18 protein-coding genes and 3 pseudogenes are annotated in these 18,872 nt (G+C 57.1%); 12 read left to right on the top strand and 9 right to left on the bottom strand.

Features of this window, described 5'->3' with window-relative positions; genetic code table 11:
- Positions 1–528: 528 nt before the first annotated feature.
- The 4 genes from AC1DHT_RS13940 to AC1DHT_RS13925 form a co-directional block, all read right to left on the bottom strand.
- A complete protein-coding gene (locus AC1DHT_RS13940) occupies positions 529–1,128 on the bottom strand; it encodes a hypothetical protein (RefSeq protein WP_427543115.1) in 600 nt (199 codons plus the stop codon).
- A 175-nt stretch (positions 1,129–1,303) separates the two neighbouring features.
- Positions 1,304–2,017 carry a hypothetical protein gene (locus AC1DHT_RS13935; protein WP_427543112.1) on the bottom strand — a complete coding sequence of 238 codons (714 nt, stop codon included), beginning with the start codon at positions 2,015–2,017 and terminating at the stop codon, positions 1,304–1,306.
- A 198-nt stretch (positions 2,018–2,215) separates the two neighbouring features.
- Positions 2,216–2,473 (bottom strand): hypothetical protein, encoded by a 258-nt coding sequence (locus tag AC1DHT_RS13930; protein WP_145015107.1) that lies wholly within the window; start codon positions 2,471–2,473, stop codon positions 2,216–2,218.
- Between the two features lie 34 nt (positions 2,474–2,507).
- Positions 2,508–2,891: a DUF6124 family protein gene (locus AC1DHT_RS13925; RefSeq protein ID WP_427543109.1), complete on the bottom strand. Its 384-nt coding sequence runs from the start codon at positions 2,889–2,891 to the stop codon at positions 2,508–2,510.
- A gap of 661 nt (positions 2,892–3,552) precedes the next feature.
- Between AC1DHT_RS13925 and AC1DHT_RS13920 the strand changes: the two genes are divergently transcribed.
- From AC1DHT_RS13920 to AC1DHT_RS13910, 3 genes and pseudogenes are all read left to right on the top strand, one after another.
- Positions 3,553–4,326 (top strand): alpha/beta fold hydrolase, encoded by a 774-nt coding sequence (locus AC1DHT_RS13920; protein WP_427543106.1) that lies wholly within the window; start codon positions 3,553–3,555, stop codon positions 4,324–4,326.
- 149 nt (positions 4,327–4,475) lie between these two features.
- Positions 4,476–4,775 (top strand): annotated as a pseudogene (locus AC1DHT_RS13915) (hypothetical protein); the annotation flags it as partial.
- An 18-nt stretch (positions 4,776–4,793) separates the two neighbouring features.
- The gene (locus AC1DHT_RS13910) at positions 4,794–5,027 is read left to right on the top strand and encodes a hypothetical protein (RefSeq protein ID WP_427543103.1); all 234 of its coding nucleotides are present in this window, start codon (positions 4,794–4,796) and stop codon (positions 5,025–5,027) included.
- 207 nt (positions 5,028–5,234) lie between these two features.
- On the opposite strand, the pseudogene AC1DHT_RS13905 reads toward AC1DHT_RS13910, so the two are convergent.
- Positions 5,235–5,313 (bottom strand): annotated as a pseudogene (locus tag AC1DHT_RS13905) (PH domain-containing protein); the annotation flags it as partial.
- 36 nt (positions 5,314–5,349) lie between these two features.
- A complete protein-coding gene (locus AC1DHT_RS13900; protein ID WP_427543100.1) occupies positions 5,350–6,096 on the bottom strand; it encodes a hypothetical protein in 747 nt (248 codons plus the stop codon).
- Positions 6,097–6,777: 681 nt separating this feature from the next.
- Between AC1DHT_RS13900 and AC1DHT_RS13895 the strand changes: the two genes are divergently transcribed.
- The 6 genes from AC1DHT_RS13895 (at position 6,778) to AC1DHT_RS13870 (ending at position 13,744) form a co-directional block, all read left to right on the top strand.
- Positions 6,778–7,254, top strand: a complete 477-nt coding sequence (locus AC1DHT_RS13895; RefSeq protein WP_019693486.1) for a formate dehydrogenase subunit gamma — start codon at positions 6,778–6,780, stop codon at positions 7,252–7,254.
- Positions 7,251–8,813, top strand: a complete 1,563-nt coding sequence (locus AC1DHT_RS13890) for a formate dehydrogenase beta subunit (RefSeq protein WP_427543096.1) — start codon at positions 7,251–7,253, stop codon at positions 8,811–8,813. Before AC1DHT_RS13895 ends, AC1DHT_RS13890 begins: the two co-directional genes overlap by 4 nt.
- Positions 8,810–11,695, top strand: a complete 2,886-nt coding sequence (fdhF, locus tag AC1DHT_RS13885) for a formate dehydrogenase subunit alpha (protein ID WP_427543093.1) — start codon at positions 8,810–8,812, stop codon at positions 11,693–11,695. Before AC1DHT_RS13890 ends, fdhF begins: the two co-directional genes overlap by 4 nt.
- On the top strand, positions 11,692–11,913 hold the full coding sequence (locus tag AC1DHT_RS13880) for a formate dehydrogenase subunit delta (RefSeq protein WP_427543090.1): 222 nt from the start codon (positions 11,692–11,694) through the stop codon (positions 11,911–11,913). The genes fdhF and AC1DHT_RS13880 overlap by 4 nt, the downstream gene beginning before the upstream one ends.
- A gap of 371 nt (positions 11,914–12,284) precedes the next feature.
- On the top strand, positions 12,285–12,743 hold the full coding sequence (locus tag AC1DHT_RS13875; RefSeq protein WP_427543087.1) for a hemerythrin domain-containing protein: 459 nt from the start codon (positions 12,285–12,287) through the stop codon (positions 12,741–12,743).
- 365 nt (positions 12,744–13,108) lie between these two features.
- Positions 13,109–13,744: a hypothetical protein gene (locus AC1DHT_RS13870; protein ID WP_427543084.1), complete on the top strand. Its 636-nt coding sequence runs from the start codon at positions 13,109–13,111 to the stop codon at positions 13,742–13,744.
- Positions 13,745–14,077: 333 nt separating this feature from the next.
- Here the strand turns inward: AC1DHT_RS13870 and AC1DHT_RS13865 are convergent, their stop codons facing one another.
- The 3 genes from AC1DHT_RS13865 to AC1DHT_RS13855 all read right to left on the bottom strand — a co-directional run bounded on the left by AC1DHT_RS13865 (position 14,078) and on the right by AC1DHT_RS13855 (position 16,751).
- Positions 14,078–14,620, bottom strand: a complete 543-nt coding sequence (locus tag AC1DHT_RS13865; protein ID WP_427543082.1) for a hypothetical protein — start codon at positions 14,618–14,620, stop codon at positions 14,078–14,080.
- 74 nt (positions 14,621–14,694) lie between these two features.
- Positions 14,695–16,032 (bottom strand): sensor histidine kinase, encoded by a 1,338-nt coding sequence (locus tag AC1DHT_RS13860; protein WP_427543079.1) that lies wholly within the window; start codon positions 16,030–16,032, stop codon positions 14,695–14,697.
- Between the two features lie 8 nt (positions 16,033–16,040).
- Positions 16,041–16,751, bottom strand: a complete 711-nt coding sequence (locus tag AC1DHT_RS13855; protein WP_033865698.1) for a response regulator — start codon at positions 16,749–16,751, stop codon at positions 16,041–16,043.
- Positions 16,752–16,962: 211 nt separating this feature from the next.
- Here AC1DHT_RS13855 and AC1DHT_RS13850 point away from each other — a divergent pair, with 211 nt between their 5' ends.
- From AC1DHT_RS13850 to AC1DHT_RS13840, 3 genes and pseudogenes are all read left to right on the top strand, one after another.
- Positions 16,963–17,241, top strand: a complete 279-nt coding sequence (locus AC1DHT_RS13850; RefSeq protein WP_427543075.1) for a hypothetical protein — start codon at positions 16,963–16,965, stop codon at positions 17,239–17,241.
- 192 nt (positions 17,242–17,433) lie between these two features.
- Positions 17,434–18,453, top strand: a complete 1,020-nt coding sequence (locus tag AC1DHT_RS13845; protein ID WP_427543072.1) for an acyltransferase family protein — start codon at positions 17,434–17,436, stop codon at positions 18,451–18,453.
- Positions 18,454–18,507: 54 nt separating this feature from the next.
- Positions 18,508–18,848 (top strand): annotated as a pseudogene (locus tag AC1DHT_RS13840) (alkaline phosphatase family protein); the annotation flags it as partial.
- Between the last annotated feature and the right edge of the window lie 24 nt (positions 18,849–18,872).

Genomic DNA, 18,872 nt, shown 5'->3' with positions numbered 1-18,872 from the left:
CTTGGTTTTATCGGTCTGAAGGATGCGTCAAAGGAGAGCAGGATGTTTAGCGGTTTACGGCACCTGTGTCTCCAACCTTTACCTTAGCTAGTTTTTCTCAAATAACTTGCTTCCAGAAGGCAAATTACCACCAGCTAAGAGAATCTTTCGCTTCTGTGCTTGCAAACCTCGAAAGCAGTCAGTCATGTCCGGCTGCTACCGGCCGAGGCTGTGTAAAAACGTTTTTGAGCGCGACAGGTACTCAAAACCGGACTGGAAATCGCGCTTCTACGCGAAATCCACATCTGCTGACGTGCCGATAAATTTCAGATTTAACGTAGACGCGCACACTTCAATTTTGGCTAAGCGTTTTTACACACTCTGGGCCAAAAGCGGTCTGTGGGTGGATTCCCCATAGCGGGTCCAGCAACCACTTGGTAAGGGGCCGGCGAACACGCCTTCTGAATTCAGACATCAAAGACGCAGGCAGAGGTACCAGCGCCAACGGATAAATCACTGTCGTAGACGACTTCGTTACGTGGCTGAGGCTCAAGACAACATCAGCAAGGTGTGCATACCGCCGATTCGTTCCAGGTAATCCTCCCCGATCAACTGCGGGTGATACTGCATATCGGCGGTCATGTCATCCGGATGCAGGAAGCACATGCGTCCAATGACGCTCGGCGTTTGTGTCACCACCCCGTACGTCGTGCCGAACGTCATATCGATTACCTCATGACTTGGCAGCGTGAGCCACGCATGCAGATTCAGCGCAGGGGAGGATATCCCCTTTTGCAGCATCGCCTTAAGCTCGCGAGTATCGCTATAAAAAACATTGCGGCCGTTGTACTCGACGTAACCTAAGGTGAACGCAAGCGGCACCCCCAGCGCCCTTTCTAATGGGGCTTTGAGCGTCGCAGTTACCGCAAAACACTGCTGCGACACATCTTCAGCCTGGCAATGGGATACTGCCGCCGACACCACTTGCTGAAAAAGCTGGAGGTTGTGCTCGCTGACAAAGCGCTCTCGGGAGCGACGGAACCCCGAGGGCGCTAGGCCCCAGGCTTTGCTGCGTTTCAAGGCTTGGTCAAATCGCTGTTCGTAATTGCGGGCTTGTTGGCCCGTTAACCGCCTGATCCATGAAAGCAATGGAAATTCCTTGTACGAAAAAATTGGACAGATTTATTTCTCTCAAAAATTCTAACCAATGGAGCCCACGCGAGCTCACTTTGGGCGTGACGCTATTAGGTCTAATATGCAAGAGATATAGGGACAGACCACGACTATGGGTTTGAGAAAACGTGGTCTGTCATCGCTTCTCCTCTCATAGCTGTGCGTAGGCCTTATCGAAATTCTCATATGCTTGGTCGACCTTGTATCGAAGCATCAAAGATGCGGAAAGCTTCACCATCGCCTCGAAAAGTATGTGTCCTGATGGAACCTCACATTGACCAACGCATCGACCGGAAAAATCGCCGGGCTCATACGCATAGACGGTGTAGAAAGCACCATGAGGCTTTCGGTCTAATCCAACAATAAAATGCGTAACCGAGCTATCCCTAACACTGGACTCAGGCAGTGAAAATTCCAATATATCATCAAACGGAATGAACATAGCAGAAGCAGACATTACAAAAAGACTTGCGACATCCAGTGCCTCTTCTACTGATTGAAGATCAGGAGCTTTGTATTCGTGTTCAAGAATATTCCGCATATCAACTACTTTACGCAAAAGGCTTGGTGCCAATAGGCCGAGCGCCCGCAATCGCTCTATTTTTTTCGGCACATTCCATTTGAGCGACGGATAACCAAATGAAATCAGCAGCTGATCAAGCTGACAGACAATCGCCCGCTTCGCATTGGTCGTAGCGTTAATAAGCGCAGACAGACCGCCCCGTTCAAAATCGTCTTCTGCCAAGTTCAAGAACTCGACAGGCGAAGTTTTGAGCTCCGTCATCGTGAAGCTGCCACCACCTGAATCTACTGCACATTTGCTCATATCGAATTCATGAGCTAGGCAAAACTCTTTGATATCCATCTTACGACCGGGCTGATGGGCAGCCCAAAGGACCGCAGAAAACATAGTCTAGCAGTGACGCTACCGAGATGGCCGAGAGATACAGGGATAGACCACGATTATGAGTTTGAGAAAGCATGGTCTATCCCTGTCTTTTTCCAACTAATCGTTTTTCCCACTCCAACAAAAATAGGCGACCTAAACAAGGTCGCCCATTCTTCATACCAACAACACCTCCACCTGCAATCGTCGCCCAACCACATCCAGCAAATCACAACCATCGCGCAGTGAAGTCACCAACACCCGCGCCAGCTCACTGTGAACGCCCTCGCCCATGGCGATGTTCTCCAGAAGTTGGGTCGCGGTGCGGATGCGGTAGGCCGCGGTTTCGTGCAGTACGTCGAGTGGTGCTTGGGTATCGATCAGCAGTGACGGGATGGTGCAGTCAATGCCGGTGACTGGCATGTATCGATCCATGACAAACCTCCATTGGGTAAACGAGCACGGCCACTCAGTGGTGGACGGTGGGCTGACTCTCAACCGACTCATCGGGCGGGTCGAGGTGGTCCAGCGCTCGGTTTACCAACAACTCGGCCAGCACGGCCAACTGTTGAATGGCCAGTGCCACATTGCGCCGCGAGCCTTCGAGTTCGAACGCCAGGTCGGTGGTCATGGCATTGATCGAGGCAAGGGTTTCGCTGGCGTGGACCAGTAAGGTTGGCGTGTCTACGTCGGGGACGATGGTGAATACATGGCTGACGGGATCGGGGTGACTGGGGTTACGTAAACGGGCACTGACGGCGCGTTGGGCGGTTTCGCTGAGCGGGACGGGATCTACGGGATCAGAGGTAGACGAGGTTGGGGCTTCAGGCGGATTGGGAGTGACTTTCTTCATGGCAGAACTCCTTGCGTTGGTTAACGAAGCTGCCAGTTCCTGCTGTCAAACAGGATTGGGTGGCAACTGTACGCGGGTTGACAGACCAGGAACGCAAGCACCCGGTGCACCCGAAGATGCCCCACGCACAGCCGCCAGAAAGAAACTGCACGCGGGGAAGCATGCCGCTTTATCAAGAGGAGTGAAAGCTTGCATTTTTCAGCCTGTCAAAGCCGATCGCTGATGCGCAGCGACACCTGAAGGCTATCCCTGAAGAAGAGCTGCCGCTAGTTCATGGAAGGCGCTACGGTTTGCGGGAAATGTCCTAGGACGGGGGGAAACACGGGACAGATAAGGTTTGATCACATTCATGATCGTGGTCTGTCCCCGTTTCTTTCCTGATACCGGTTGGTGAGGTGTGAAGTTTGTGGGGGCGGATTGTTTGGGATGATGGCTGGGTATTCAGCATTGATGTTGGCTGATCTGGCGCTATCGCGAGCAAGCTCGCTCCCACAGGGGTTGTGCGTGCTGACTGGGATTTGGGAAACACGGGAGAGACCACGATCATGGGTATGAGAAAACGTACCCTGCCCCCCCCCTTCTTTGCCCTACGCTGCTGATCGGCGTTGTCGTCGGCTTATCTTTTTCCACGGACGGTGCGGAACACACAAAGGAGAACACTATGAAGCAGACACTATTCGCTGGAACGCAGGGCAATCTTGCTGTGATTGAAGCAGGACACGGCGAAGGTTTGCCGGTGCTCTTCCTCCATGCGGACTCCGGTCGAGCAAGCCAGTGGGCGGAAATGCTCGAACCTATCGGACGCGACAGGAAAGTCTATGCCCTGGATTCACGGGGCAGCGGAGACAGCTCCCCGGCTGCGGATGGTGACTATTCATATGCAGGGCGTGCGCAGGACATCATCGATACAGCCGCCGCCTTCAAGCTTGAGCGTTTCATCATCGTGGCCCACAGCGGAAGTGGCGCCGCAGCGCTGGACTATGCCGCCAGATACGCCGACCGCGTGGCTGGCGTGTTCCTGCTTGATCCCGCGACCGATCCAAGGGCACTTCCCGATGAGGTTCGCGCCGGAATGCTGGAAGCGCTGGCGGGGCCTGCGAGCCTTGATGTGCAACAGGGGTTCTACGCCACGATTGCGGGCAATAACGTAAAGGTAACGTCCAGAGTTCTGGAAGATTGTGCTGCGGTCGATGCGACCGCACGGTTGGGGTTTGCGGTGGCGTTTGCCAATTGGAACCCGGAACCCGCGCTGGATGCATGGAAAGGTCCTGTTTTTCTTCTGGTCAGTAGCGCGAACGACAATCCCAATGCGCTCTACGCGTTACGACCGGAGTTACCCCACGCCGTGGTGGCGGATACGGGACACTGGATACAGCTCGACCAGCCCGAACAGGTCGAGCGGGAAATCCTGCGTTTCATCGCTAGCGTTCGATAGCGAAGTTGTTGGGAAGTACAGGGGCAGGTCAAAGCGCCTCCACTTTCACCCGAGATGAAAGTCTTTTTCAGCGTATTACCAAGCGCTTGCGAACGCCCATGGGCCAAGACAGACTCCCCGCCTTTCCAGACTCGACAAGGATGCGAGCATTGAAGTTTGAGAGTGACCAGTTTTCCGGCAACCATGGAATTGTCTTCAACGTATCGCGCTTCACCCTGTCAGCCAGTGAACGGGGTAGCCTCAGAACGCTGCATTTTGGTGAAACGAAAGCCGCCCACTATGAAGTGAGCAATCTGGTGGTGGAGCTGTACGACAAAATGCTCGCCAAGGATTTGCCCTGCCAAATGATGGTCGGGATCTCCAAACCCCTGACCCGGCAACAGGGGGATTTACTCAATGCCCAACGAACGAGTATCGCCATCCTCACCAGTGGTGTTTTCGCCGCAGCGAATCAAGGCGTATAGACCATGAGCGAATATGGCTTGTATGCCGGTGCTTACGCGGTGTTCCTGCTGTTCTTCTTCTATCTGAAATCCTACCGCCTCAGAAAATGGCTGGGCATCATCCTGCTCGCGCTGGGGTTTATAAGTATTTTCATGCTGCCGCCTTTCATTGCCGGCTTCGATCTGGGCATCGCTTCGATCTATGCCGTCGGTAGCGGGGCGGCGCTGTTTTTTAGTCGGGCCCGGTATGTGGAATGAGCCAGGTGCTCATTAATAATCGGCCACTCTCGAGATCGAAGTACGGATTTCATGCCGGGAGGCGTCAACAAAAAAGGAGACACCCATTGGTGTTGGCTGATCTGGCGCTATCGCGAGCAGGCTCGCTCCTACAGGGGTTGTGTGTGTTCAGTGACATTTGTCCTGAGTTCCAGCACTCACAGCCCTCGCAGTTTCAAATCATCTGGACAACAAGGCGGTTACGCGTTCGGTGTATTCATCGTTCTGATTGACTTTGAAGAAGCCCTTTGTTGTTGAAGTCGATCATCTGTCCATCTTCCGCCTGAAGAAAAATCCCTGCAGGTTACTTCAGCGCCTTTACGACTCGAACGTCGATGGGAAATCCTTCCGGTCCGGCCAATTGCTTCCACCCCACGTACTGAAAAACCCCTTCCTCATCAATGTAATCGCCTCGCTCCACCATTTCGCCGCCCAGCACTGCGACGTGCTTATAGACGCCGCAGCTGCCATCCGAACGACGGACGGTGTAGATCACATAGGGTTTGGCGTAATACGCGGCGCGGAAATGGCGGCCGCAACCAAAATCGACTTTGATCATCAAGGTCTTCAGATTCGCTTCGCCATCCAGCTCGGCGTGCTGGTCGAGGGCCCCGATTTCGCCGACGTCGCTGAAGCCCAGAGAGCGAGCACGCTTGTATTCCGGGGAGTTCAGGTGTTCGGTCTGGGCTTGCTGCAAATGCTGATCTATTTCCTCGCCGTATTCAGCACTGCCCTTGGCCGCTATGTCTTGCGCTTGGGGGATGACGCTTTCGCAGCGGGCGTAATCGGGGGAGCCGAGGCTTTGCTGGGCGAGGTTCTTGCGATGTACAGTAAAGGTTCGCAGATGACTCTCGATAGTGGACAAGACATCCTTGGCCGTCTGGCGCCCGTTCTGCACATCGGTCACTGCCCGCTGTAATTTCTGGCAATCGGAGAGGTAGGTCTTCCAGGCGTATTCCGGGGTTTCTTCCCAGTCGGCGAGCGCCGGGGTCATCACGACGGCGAAAGTGATCGCGCAGAACAGACGCGAGGCTGGAGCGAGAGTGAGCATGTGTAGTCCGTTACAAAGATGAAAAAAGTGGCGCGACGCTACTATTTTGCCATTTCGCTGTCCACTCGCAGAAAAGGGGACAGACCCCGTTGGTGAGGTGTGATGTTTGTGGGGGTGGACTGGTTGGGATGATGGTTGGGGATTCAGCATTGGTGGTGGCTGATCTGGCGCTATCGCGAGCAGGCTCGCTCCCACAGGGGGGCTGGGTGCTGAGTGGGATTTGGGATTAGCCCCGAGGTTTTCGGGGGGGGTCAGTATTCGGGTCGGAGCGAATGTTGAGAAATCCGTTTCGAAATCTCCACCGTCGGATGCCTCCCGGTGAGCTCAGCCGTTACCTTCCCCGCCTGCAATCCTTTTTGCATAACCCCTAAAGCAAAAAAGCATAAATCCCTTCCAGAGACGGCGCCTTGGGCCACACTCTTCTAGACTCAATAGATAGTCGTAGGCAGAACCGAACACGTCGCTTTGGTGCGGATCAATCAAAGGCGGCGTGGCAAGCTGCCCTATATGCCCTGAAGAGGTGCGGCAAAGACCGTACCGGGCCCAACAAGATGCCCGCTCAGGGTGCCTGGCCAACGGCCTGAAAATGCCACGATACCGTGACGTGGCGTGACTGCCGCAGCCGACACTTTCGGACAACCGACAACCACCTGGTTTGCCCGTGATCGTGAGGAATGCTGTATGCCTGATGAGATGTTGCACCTGTCTATGGTCAACAACCTGCTGGAGCGCCACAAGGGTTCGCCCGGCGCGCTGTTGCCGATCCTTCATGATATTCAGGAGGGCATCGGTTACATCCCCGATGCCGCCGTCCCCGAGATTGCCCATGCGCTGAACCTGAGCCAGGCCGAGGTTCGCGGGGTGATCAGCTTCTACCATGACTTCCGCACCGCCCCTCCGGCGCGGCATATCCTGCGCTTGTGCCGGGCCGAGTCCTGCCAGAGCCGCGGTGCCGAGCAGCTCGCGGCGCAATTGCGTGAACGCCTGCAACTGGACGACCACGGCAGCAGTGCCGACGGCAGCATCAGCCTGCGTCCGGTGTATTGCCTCGGCGCCTGTGCCTGCTCGCCCGCTCTGGAGCTGGATGGTCAGGTGCATGCGCGGCTCAGTGCCGAGCGTCTGGATGCCCTGCTTGATGCTTGCCAGGAGGACGCATGATGCCGGCTTTCTATCTGTCCTGTGATTCGCTGGCCCGTGCCGTGGGTGCCGAAGAGGTTGCGGCAGCTCTTATCACCCATGCCCGGGGACGCTTTGTGCCTCTGGAGTTGCAACGCACCAGTTCTCGCGGCCTGTACTGGCTGGAACCGCTGCTGGAAGTGGACAGCCCGCAAGGCCGTATTGGCTTCGGCCCGCTGACCGCGGACGATGTGCCGTCAGTGCTCGATGCCTTGCAAGGCGAGCCGTCTGCTCATCCGCTGGCCTTGGGCCTGGTGGAAGAATTGCCCTATCTGAAGACGCAACAACGCCTGCTGTTCGCCCGCGCCGGTATTACCCAGCCGCTGTCCATTGACGATTACCTGGATCATGGCGGTTTCGAGGGTCTGAAAAGAGCCATCACCCTCGGTGGAGAACAGACCGCGACTGAGGTGTTCGATTCGGGCCTGCGTGGCCGTGGCGGCGCGGCGTTCCCGGCCGGGATCAAATGGCGCACGGTGCGTGGCACTCAGGCGGCGCAAAAATACATTGTGTGCAACGCCGACGAAGGCGACTCCGGCACCTTCGCCGACCGCATGTTGATGGAAGGTGACCCCTTCCTGCTGATCGAAGGCATGGCCATTGCCGGCATCACCGTCGGCGCCAGCTACGGCTACATTTATGTGCGCTCGGAATATCCACAGGCTGTGGCCACACTGCGCGCGGCGCTAGATATCGCCCGGTCCGCCGGTTACCTCGGCGCCAATGTCGGCGGCAGCGGCCAAGCCTTCGACATGGAAGTGCGGGTCGGTGCCGGCGCTTACATCTGCGGTGAAGAGACCGCGTTGCTCGACTCGCTCGAAGGCAAGCGCGGGATCGTCCGCGCCAAGCCACCGATCCCGGCGTTGCAGGGCCTGTTCGGCCTGCCGACCCTAGTGCACAACGTACTGACGCTGGCCTCGGTGCCGCTGATTATGGCCAAGGGCGCGCAGTTCTATCGCGATTACGGCATGGGCCGTTCGCTGGGCACCATGCCCTTCCAACTGGCGGGCAATGTTCGTCACGGCGGTTTGGTAGAGCGGGCCTTTGGCCTGACCCTGCGGGAACTGGTGGAAGAGTACGGCGGCGGTACCGCCAGTGGCCGACCGCTGAAAGCCGCGCAAGTGGGCGGCCCTCTCGGCGCTTGGGTGCCACCTTCGCAATTCGACACGCCGCTGGATTACGAAGCGTTCGCCGCCATCGGCGCCATGCTCGGTCACGGTGGTGTGGTGGTGGCTGACGACAGCCTCGATATGGCCCACATGGCGCGCTTCGCCATGCAGTTCTGCGCCGAGGAATCCTGCGGCAAATGCACCCCTTGCCGCATCGGCTCGACCCGTGGCGTGGAGGTGATCGACCGCCTGCTGGCCGCGCCGGACCAGAGCAGTCGCGATGAACAGGTGATCATCCTCAAGGACCTGTGCGACACCCTGCAGTACGGTTCGCTGTGCGCGCTGGGCGGCATGACTTCCTATCCAGTGGTCAGCGCCCTCAAGTACTTCCCCGCTGACTTCGGTCTGCAAGCCTCGGAGGCCGACCAATGATCACTCTCTTCGACCCGAACACCGATATCGATCTGGGCACCCCGGCTCGCCACAGCGAAGTGCAGGTCACCCTGAACATCGACGGCCAAAGCATCAGCGTGCCCGAAGGCACGTCGGTGATGCGCGCCGCCGCAATGCTCGGCACCACCATTCCCAAACTGTGTGCCACCGACAGCCTGGAAGCCTTCGGCTCCTGCCGCATGTGCCTGGTCGAGATCGACGGCATGCGCGGCTACCCGGCGTCCTGCACCACGCCGGTCAGCGAAGGCATGAGCGTGCACACCCAGACGCCGAAGCTCGCGACCCTGCGCCGCAACGTCATGGAGCTGTACATCTCCGATCACCCGCTGGACTGCCTGACCTGTTCGGCCAACGGCAACTGCGAGCTGCAAACCGTCGCCGGCCAGGTCGGCCTGCGGGAAGTGCGTTACGGCTACGAAGGCGAGAACCATCTGGACGACCAGAAGGACACCTCCAACCCCTACTTCGACTACGACCCGAGCAAGTGCATCGTCTGCAACCGCTGCGTACGCGCCTGTGAAGAAACCCAGGGCACCTTTGCCCTGACCATTACCGGGCGCGGTTTCGAATCCCGGGTCGCGGCCGCCGGTGGCGAGAACTTCCTCGACTCGGAATGCGTGTCCTGCGGCGCGTGTGTGCAAGCCTGCCCGACCGCGACGCTGATGGAAAAAAGCGTGGTCGAGCTGGGTCAGCCCGAACACAGCGTGATCACCACCTGCGCCTATTGCGGCGTGGGCTGCTCGTTCCGCGCCGAGATGAAAGGCAACCAGGTCGTGCGCATGGTCCCCGACAAGAACGGCCAGGCCAACCACGGCCACTCGTGCGTCAAAGGGCGCTTTGCCTGGGGCTACGCGACCCACCCGGATCGCATCACCAAGCCGATGATCCGCAAGCACATCAACGATCCTTGGCAGGAAGTCAGCTGGGATGAAGCGGTGACTTACGCCGCCAGCGAATTCCGCCGTTTGCAGCAAAAATATGGCCGCGACTCCATTGGTGGCATCACCTCCAGCCGCTGCACCAACGAAGAAACCTATCTGGTGCAAAAACTGGTGCGCGCCGCGTTCGGCAACAACAACGTCGACACCTGTGCGCGGGTCTGCCACTCGCCGACCGGCTATGGCCTGAAACAAACCCTCGGCGAGTCCGCCGGCACCCAGAGCTTCGACTCGGTGATGCAAGCCGACGTGATTCTGGTGATGGGCGCCAACCCGAGCGACGCCCACCCGGTGTTCGCCTCCCAGCTCAAGCGCCGCCTGCGTGAAGGCGCGCGGCTGATCGTCATCGACCCACGCCGCATTGATCTGGTGGACACGGTGCATGCCCGCGCCGAACTGCACCTGGCCCTGCGCCCGGGCACCAACGTCGCCATGCTCAACGCCCTGGCCCACGTCATCGTCACCGAAGGTCTGCTGAACCAGGACTTTATCGACGCCCGTTGCGAGGGCAGCGATTTCGCCCAGTGGAAGGCGTTCGTCAGCCGTGCGGAAAACTCGCCGGAAGTCCTTGGCGAGATCTGCGGCGTTGCCGCTGCCGACATCCGCGCCGCTGCCCGTCTGTATGCCACCGGTGGCAATGCGGCGATCTACTATGGCTTGGGTGTTACCGAACACAGCCAGGGCAGCACCGCGGTCATGGGCATCGCCAACCTGGCCATGGTCACTGGCAACATCGGCCGCGAAGGCGTGGGCGTGAACCCGCTGCGTGGGCAGAACAACGTTCAGGGCTCCTGCGACATGGGCTCCTTCCCGCACGAGTTGCCCGGCTATCGGCACATCTCCAACGAGGTGGTACGAGCGCAATTCGAACAGGCCTGGAACGTTACGCTGCAACCCGATCCGGGCCTGCGCATTCCCAACATGTTCGAAGCCGCCCTGGGCGGTAGCTTCAAGGGCTTGTATTGCCAGGGTGAAGACATCGCCCAGAGCGACCCGAATACCCAGCACGTCACCGCGGCCCTGTCGGCCATGGAATGCATCGTGGTGCAGGACATTTTCCTCAACGAAACCGCCAAGTTCGCCCACGTGTTCCTGCCGGGCAGCTCGTTCCTCGAAAAAGACGGCACCTTCACCAACGCCGAGCGACGCATCTCCCGAGTGCGCAAGGTCATGGAACCGCTGGGCGGCAAGGCCGACTGGGAAGGCACCGTGGCCCTGGCCAACGCCCTCGGTTACCCGATGAACTACCAGCATCCGTCGGAAATCATGGATGAAATCGCCAGCCTGACGCCGACCTTCACCAACGTCAGCTACGCCTCGCTGGATCGCCACGGCAGCCTGCAATGGCCGTGCAACGCCGAGGCACCGGACGGCACGCCGACCATGCACATCGAGGAATTCGTGCGCGGCAAAGGGCGCTTCATGCTCACCGGCTACGTGCCCACCGAGGAAAAGGTCAACAGCCGCTATCCGCTGTTGCTCACCACCGGGCGCATCCTCAGCCAGTACAACGTCGGCGCGCAGACCCGGCGTACCGAAAACGTTGCCTGGCACGACGAAGACCGTCTGGAAATCCACCCGACCGACGCCGAGAGCCGTGGCATCAACGAAGGTGACTGGGTTGGCATTGGCAGCCGCGCCGGGCAAACCGTCCTGCGTGCGCGGATCACCGAACGAGTAGCCCCGGGCGTGGTGTACACCACTTTCCACTTCCCGGAATCGGGGGCCAACGTCATCACCACCGACAACTCCGACTGGGCCACCAACTGTCCGGAGTACAAGGTCACCGCCGTGGAAGTCAGCCGCGTCTACCACCCTTCCGAGTGGCAAAAACGCTATCAGGCGTTCAGCGACGAACAGCAACGCCTGCTCGACGAACGTCGTGCGGCACGCGCCGGAGCAAAAGCCGAGGTACGCCGATGAGCACTGCCAACCTGATCAAAATGGCTAACCAGATCGCCCAGTACTTCGCCACCGAACCGGACCAGCAACAAGCCGCGCTCGACGTGCGTAATCATATGAAAATGTACTGGACGCCCGGCATGCGCAAGGAGTTGCTCGCCTGGCAAACCGAGCATCAGGGCGCAGACTTGCACCCGCTGGTGCAGAAGGCAGTCAGTGAGGCGGGCTGGGAGGCTTAGGTTCACCTGATCCATTGGAATTGCCCCTTGGTTTGTGAAGACAGGCCAAGGGGCAACCTCATGCTCCGCTTGATAACCCCCCGTTCTTCCCCCCCTCCAAAACCACCGTCCTCTGTTATTTGCAGCATTTCCTGCTGCAAATCAAATAACGCATATCAACACTGACCTGATATTTCCAATTCATCCAAGGGCTGCACATTTCCCGGGGTGAGTATTGGGCGCCCGACTATACTAAGAAGGTTTAGTCCATAGTGATGAATGCTGTGGGTAGAGGTATTAGACGTGATGGAAGTTTATATATTTGGCCACCCTTGGAAGTTGCTGATTAATAATTAACCCATGATGCCTTGGTGCAGCGGAGAGGACTTTATATGAACACCCTGTTGAATGAACTGCACACCTACCATCATGAGGTGGCTAAAAAAATTACCCAGATCAAAGCATTACTGGGAAAAATGAAGCATGAGTCCGCCGATGCCGATGATCGCACGTTGTTGTTTCAGGAACTGGAAGCCTTGCATGGCGACGCAGAGCGGCATCACCATGAAAATGAAGAGATTATCCGGCGGGCCTTGCTGGAGACCGAGGCACCGATCCACCCACGGGTCAAGGATATCGAGCGCGACCATCTGGCATTTGGGCGCATTGCTGGACAACTCAAGGCGTTGGAAGACTCAACTCAGGAAATAAAAGTGATCGCTGATACCATCGATGACTTTATCAAGAAATACTATGATCATATGGAAAGCGAGGAGAATATCTTCTTTCCAATGGCAGACAAGTGGCTGTCAGAAACTCAGTGGCAGGAAGTAAGGAGTCAGTGGCATTAAGCGGAGCGTTCAATATCTTTAATCAAGGCGGGCTGTTATTAAATATTAGAGTTCACAACATTATTGCGCGGATAAAATGGGCGACCTGGGCAAGGCTGCCCATTTTTTATCTATTTTCGTGACAACTGAACACCGCCCTCACCTCCAGCCCTCCCACTGCAAGGTTTCTCGGCTCAACAACCTTGATCAACGCTGATTGACTTCCCACGTACGTGAAGCAGCCCTTCAGGCTATTGAAAAAATCTGTTTTTTCCTGTTCCCAGCCAAATTTTCTTAGATATGGCCTTTTGAAATCACCTGACACTCTCTAGAATCCGCCCCGCACTCCGCATGGAGGCGCTTTGCCATCAATTAAGGAAGTCGTCATGCAATCTGGAAAAATTCTGGGGTTGGCCCTGGTGCTTGGGCTGAGCGGTTGCGCCAGTTTTACCAAGGACGAAGTGGCTCCGGTGACTATGCCGTCCATGTCCGCTTATTCGAACAAGCCGAATGTCTATGTCGACTTCGACTTCTATCAGGGCGAGCCAAAAAGCGCTTCAGCTGTTGAAGTTCCACAGGCACGCGACATGCTCAAGCCTGAACTGCAAAAAGTGCTGAACGATTCCGGGCTCTTTGGCCGCGTCACGCTGGACAAGTTCCAGCAACAGCCAGGCGACTACAACCTGCGCCTCAAGGTGTACAACCACCCGCCGGGAGGTGGTCAGTTGGCCATGGCCTATATCAGTGGACTCACCATGACCGTCATCCCTGCGATGGGGACGGATGAATACACCATGAGCCTCGAGGCGCTTGACCAACAAGGGCTGCCAGTCAGCAATACCAGTAACCATGACGCGGTCCATACCTGGATTGGCATCTGGTTTCTGCCTTTGATGGGTAACACCCCGAAAGCGGCGGTGAGCGATACCTTCAGTCGTCAGGTCAACGCGTTGCTCAAACAATTGGTAGAGAGCAAGAGCCTGAAATATTCGGCACTCGATTCCCACGTGCCACGGGCCTGATAAAAAACAAGAGCCGCACTTGCGGCTAATGCCGATCAGTTAAGAAAACTCAGCACCTGAATGCTCTGTTCTGATCCGAAATCCACCCCTCACCCCAGCCCTCTCCCCACGAGGGAGAGGGGAAAGGGAGCAGATCTCCATGCCTTTCGAAACCTGAGTTCGACTCGGACATTCAGGTCGATGTAACTCGAAAGACCACCTCGGTCAGTTCTCTCACCCCTGGGGAGAGGGCTAGGGTGAGGGGGAGCTTGAGCCTGGCGAACAGCCCGAAGCACTCCTCGCAAAAATAACGTTAACTGACTGGCATTAGCACTTGCGGCTCTTTTATAACCCTTATTTCAGGGCCTGAATGAACTGCGGATCGCTGTACAGGCTCTTCAACAAATCACGAACCATCGGGTTGTAGGCATTGGCAGCATTCGGGATCGCAATGAATCCGAAAAAACTGCTGTCCCATTGGCGATTCACATCCTTGGTCGCGTCATAAACCACCTCATTGCCCTTGAACATCGTGAAACGGGCTGCAAGCTCGCCAGTACCGGTGCCCATGCCTCCTGTCAGCTCATTTTTGACCAGCAATACATCGAGGCGCCGCTGTGCATGCGGATCCAGCAGGCCTGCTCGACGCAGTTCTTCGTTAATGGCCTCCTGAATATGCAGAGGGATGCTGCCACTCGGCGAACGGATCGGATTAGCCCGAACCGTCAACGAGCCCTGGCCAGAGTCCGCCTTCACTTGAGCATTGCTGATCGATTGCAGCGGTGGGGTCTGTTTAAGCTGTTGGACGTTCTCGTAACTCGGTTCATAACGCGTCATGGTCACACCGCAACCTTGCAGCAGCACGAGCAGTGGGACGAGCAGGAGGGATTTTTTCACGGCGTTTCCTTGCGTGAGTACAGGGGAGCAGGATTATCGTTAGATGGCAGCTGGCCATCAACCACGAATCGTCTCTAACTTTCCTGCACCGGCAATACCACCCGCGCCTCCAACCCTCCCCCCGTCCGGTTCCTCACCGTCAACGTCCCACCATGCTCCAACACAATCGCCCGCGCCGCCGACAACCCCAGCCCCACGCCCCCCGTGCTCTTATTCCGCGACCCTTCCAGCCGAAAGAACGGCGCAAACACTTGTTCATAACTGTCAGCCGGGATCCCCGGCCCACGGTCGAGTACGCGAACGATCACCTGTTCGTCCTCCTGGCGCAGTTCAATCGCCGGCTCGCTGGCGTACTTGATCGCGTTATCCAGCAAGTTGGTGATCACCCGTTTCAGCCCCAGTGGGCGGCCGAAGTAGACCAGTCGGGGTGGGCCGCTGAAGGTGATGTCGATGGACTGGTCGCGGTAGTCGTCGATCAGGGTTTGCAGCAGTTCGGCCAGGTCGAACTGGGTTGCCTGTTCCAGGCGGGCGTCGTCGCGGAAGAATTCCAGGGCGGAGTTGATCATGGCCTGCATTTCGTCGACGTCGCGAAACAGCCGTTGCTGCTGCTCGGGGTCTTCGATGAATTCGCCACGCAGGCGCATGCGGGTCAGCGGGGTGCGCAGGTCGTGGGAGATGGCGGCGAGCATCTGCGTGCGGTCTTTGATGAAGTGCTGCAACTGGGCCTGCATGGCATTGAACGCGAGGATCGCCTGACGGATTTCATGCGGGCCGACCGGGTCGATGGGCGGTGCGCGGAAATCGACGCCAAAGCGTCGGGCGCCTTGGGCGAATTGCTGCAGGGGTTTGGCCAGTCGGCGGGTGGCGATCAGCGCGACGATACCGGTCGACAGCAACACCAGCAGAATCACGATCAGGGTGCGTGGCCCTTCCGCCAGCCCCCAGCTGCGTGACGGCACGCTGAACATCAGCCAGGACTGATCCGCCAGTTGCACCAGCAAGGCGTAATGCCCGTTCTTCTGTGGCCAGTCGCCGGGTTGATAGGCTTCGACCCGGCGGGTCGGTGTGTTGAACAGGCGCTGGGCCTCCGGTGAGGCGGTGCGGTAAGCCGCTTCAGGAGTGTCCGGCAAGTCGAGGCCTTGACGGGTGGCATGCCAGCTGACGCTGAAGGTACTTTCGCTGGCGGCCTCGGCCAGGCGTTCGCGCTGCGATACTTGTGAGGCTTCGATCATCCGGGTAATGGACGCGGTTTTTTCCAGGAGGCCGGTTTCGGCCAGCGGTGGATACGCCCAGACGCCGGCCAACTGGATAAACAACGCGTTGAACGCCAGCGACGTGAGCATCGCAATGAGGGTGGTCAGGGCAATCCAGCGGGCCACCGTATCCCGCGGGCGCAGACGCAAAGCTGCCATGAGTCTGTTCACTGGCGGGTCACGCTGGGGGTGAACAGATAGCCGCCGTTGCGCACGGTACGAATCATCTCGGGGCGCTTGGTGTCGTACTCCAGTTTGCGTCGCAGGCGGCTGACCTGAACGTCGATGCTGCGATCGAACGCCTCATGGGTGCGGCCCCGCGCCAGGTCCAGTAACTGTTCCCGGGTGAGAATGCGCTGCGGATGTTCGACAAACACCAGCAGCAAGTCGAACTCCCCGGCTGACAGCGGAATCATCACCTGATCCGGTGAGCGCAGTTCCCGGCGGGTAAGGTCCAGTTGCCAGTCGGCAAACTTGATCAGCGGGCGCGGCGCTTCCCCGGTCAGCGGGCGGCTTTCGCCGGCCCGGCGCAGCACGGCGCGCACGCGGGCCAGCAGCTCCCGGGCGTCGAACGGTTTACTCAGGTAATCATCGGCGCCCATCTCCAGCCCGACCACCCGATCACTCAACTCACCCATGGCGGTCAGCATGATCACCGGCGTCGGGTATTGCTGGCGCAGGCGTTGGCACAGCGTCAGCCCGTTCTCGCCCGGCAGCATCAGGTCGAGAATGATCAGGTCCGGCGCCTGGCGCTCAATCGCCGCCCACATCGAGGCGCCATCGGTGGCCACTTCCACCGCGTAACCTTGTTGCACAAAAAACTTCTTCAGCAGCGCGAGGACCTCAAGGTCGTCGTCCACGATCAAAAGACTGCTCACCAGCGGCATCACTTAAGGTCTGAAAGAACCCACATCTAAAACCATTCAGCGTGGTCCGTCATATATTTCAATCGGGTAACAAAGCGACAGCGCGGTAAAAAAGCAGACATCTTTGCGCAAGGCTCGAATGTCAGCATCTATCCTCTTTTCCCGAAGACTGTTTGCTCATGCCCTCGCTCACGCGTACACCGCTGCCAGGAAGCCCAGACCGATGATCTCTGAAAACCAGCCGCTGATCCTGCAACAACGCGTGGTGAAACACGCCAACGCCAACCTGCACTGCCGCGAAGTCAGCCTGCAACTGTCGAGTGACCAGCGCGAGATGATCCTCACCCGCTACACCGAACACTACAGCCCCGACGGCCTGCAATGGGTCGAACGCAGCCACCGCGTGCCGGTGACCGATCTGCTGCGCTGGGTGATTGAGAATGGTGAGGCGCAAACGTTGATGCAAGGTGGTGACGCTTTGGAAGTCTTGCCGATGAGCTGACCGGCTAGAGCCTGTCCGACGATCGGTTCGCCAAGCTTGGAACAATAGGGGGGCGGGTTTACTTTCATAAGAACCGGATGCCGGTTTGAAAAAACATGTCCCCATTAACCTTTTTCCAACCTTTAGAACCCGAGGTCCCTATGACACACAGATAAGACGGACTATACTTCCCGTTTTCAAGATGGCCAGCCGATGCTTAATTCAATCCAGTTCCTCAGAGCCTTTGCCGCGTGGATTGTAGTACTGCATCATTACGTACAGATTTTCGATAACAAAGACAGCAACTCAATTACAGCCTCACTCTACAATTACGGTTCCCTTGGAGTAGACATTTTCTTTGTTATCAGCGGGTTTGTCATTTACACCTCCGCCTCTGGAAAAACAATCTCCACCCGTGACTTTGCAATTCAGAGAATTGCACGAATAGTACCTGCCTATTGGCTCTATACCTTTGCCGCCAGCTTAACAATAATTCTACTTCCCACTGTAATGCCGCCCCTAGGATTCACTCCAGATTTCTTACTCAAAAGCATGTTTTTCATACCCGCCGAGAATCCTTCAGGGCTGGGATTATACCCCCTACTAACGGTAGGATGGACCTTAAACTTCGAAGTTGTTTTTTATGTCATATTTGCCTTATCACTACGCCTTCCAAAAAACATTCTGGCCCCAGCGCTATTAATAGGCATTACCCTAATAGAGACAGTATTACCCAAAGCAGGAGGATCACTGGCATTTTACAGCGCGCCCATTATTTATGACTTCCTGCTTGGCGTTGTCATATCGATAATCTACAAAAATGGGTATCACCGGGCGATACACTTCGGGCCTGCCATCGCCATTATCCTGCTGTCTATTACTGCGATTGCAGCATCAGACTTTGTCGATCACAATCCTTTACGAAGCGGATTACCCTGCGCCGCAATAATCCTCGCATTTATTTCCCAGGAACCCCTCTTTTCGAAAACGTCACTTATAAGTAAACTGGGAGACTGGTCTTATTCAACTTACTTAGCACACCCCTTAATCATCTGGTACGCACTTACAGCTCAGCAAAAACTAGGATTAAACCAAGCACTCACGCTGACGGGCATTTGCCTGACAACCGTATTGTTTTCCTTCCTTAGTTATAAATATATCGAACTTCCAACGTCCACAATACTCAGAAGAAAACTGGGGCAGTCGAGCAAAGCATTACCAACATCCACTTGATTCTGAACATTCCAATAATGGGGACACCCACAGCCCTTGTACCGACACATTTTTTACAAGGTGCTGATTCGCCATCGCAAGGCCAGCCCGAGCATCTAGCAAATCACCAGCAGCGGCATCAAAAACGAGTTTCCGCCGAGCCTGCTCGAGTGGTTCGACCGCCTCAACCGCTGGCTCTCCTCACCGCGCTCGCCTCTCAACTGGCTGACCAAACGTCAATGTATGAAGGTGATTCCGCGCCCCCCGAACACGCCGTGGCCGGCGAACGGTTGTGGAATTCGGCAGGAATTGGCCAGGTGTTCTTCAATGAAAAGGGCCTGCCATTGGAGATTTATCAGCACAACGCAGATGATTCGCCGAGAACCCGAATGGTCGCGCCTGCTCAGGCGGATTGAGGTGGTATTTTCAGGGCAACATTG

The sequence above is a fragment of the Pseudomonas sp. 05N432 genome, assembly GCF_056396945.1.
This window is presented reverse-complemented; position numbering and strand designations above follow the sequence as displayed.

Coding starts and splice junctions, on each gene's coding strand:
- AC1DHT_RS13880 (WP_427543090.1), top strand. CDS start 11,692: ATGAGCACTGCCAACCTGATCAAAATGGCTAACCAGATCGCCCAGTAC.
- AC1DHT_RS13930 (WP_145015107.1), bottom strand. CDS start 2,473: ATGGATCGATACATGCCAGTCACCGGCATTGACTGCACCATCCCGTCA.
- AC1DHT_RS13850 (WP_427543075.1), top strand. CDS start 16,963: ATGATCTCTGAAAACCAGCCGCTGATCCTGCAACAACGCGTGGTGAAA.
- AC1DHT_RS13860 (WP_427543079.1), bottom strand. CDS start 16,032: ATGGCAGCTTTGCGTCTGCGCCCGCGGGATACGGTGGCCCGCTGGATT.
- AC1DHT_RS13845 (WP_427543072.1), top strand. CDS start 17,434: ATGCTTAATTCAATCCAGTTCCTCAGAGCCTTTGCCGCGTGGATTGTA.
- AC1DHT_RS13870 (WP_427543084.1), top strand. CDS start 13,109: ATGCAATCTGGAAAAATTCTGGGGTTGGCCCTGGTGCTTGGGCTGAGC.
- AC1DHT_RS13890 (WP_427543096.1), top strand. CDS start 7,251: ATGATGCCGGCTTTCTATCTGTCCTGTGATTCGCTGGCCCGTGCCGTG.
- AC1DHT_RS13920 (WP_427543106.1), top strand. CDS start 3,553: ATGAAGCAGACACTATTCGCTGGAACGCAGGGCAATCTTGCTGTGATT.
- AC1DHT_RS13925 (WP_427543109.1), bottom strand. CDS start 2,891: ATGAAGAAAGTCACTCCCAATCCGCCTGAAGCCCCAACCTCGTCTACC.
- AC1DHT_RS13895 (WP_019693486.1), top strand. CDS start 6,778: ATGCCTGATGAGATGTTGCACCTGTCTATGGTCAACAACCTGCTGGAG.
- AC1DHT_RS13875 (WP_427543087.1), top strand. CDS start 12,285: ATGAACACCCTGTTGAATGAACTGCACACCTACCATCATGAGGTGGCT.
- fdhF (WP_427543093.1), top strand. CDS start 8,810: ATGATCACTCTCTTCGACCCGAACACCGATATCGATCTGGGCACCCCG.
- AC1DHT_RS13910 (WP_427543103.1), top strand. CDS start 4,794: ATGAGCGAATATGGCTTGTATGCCGGTGCTTACGCGGTGTTCCTGCTG.
- AC1DHT_RS13900 (WP_427543100.1), bottom strand. CDS start 6,096: ATGCTCACTCTCGCTCCAGCCTCGCGTCTGTTCTGCGCGATCACTTTC.
- AC1DHT_RS13935 (WP_427543112.1), bottom strand. CDS start 2,017: ATGGATATCAAAGAGTTTTGCCTAGCTCATGAATTCGATATGAGCAAA.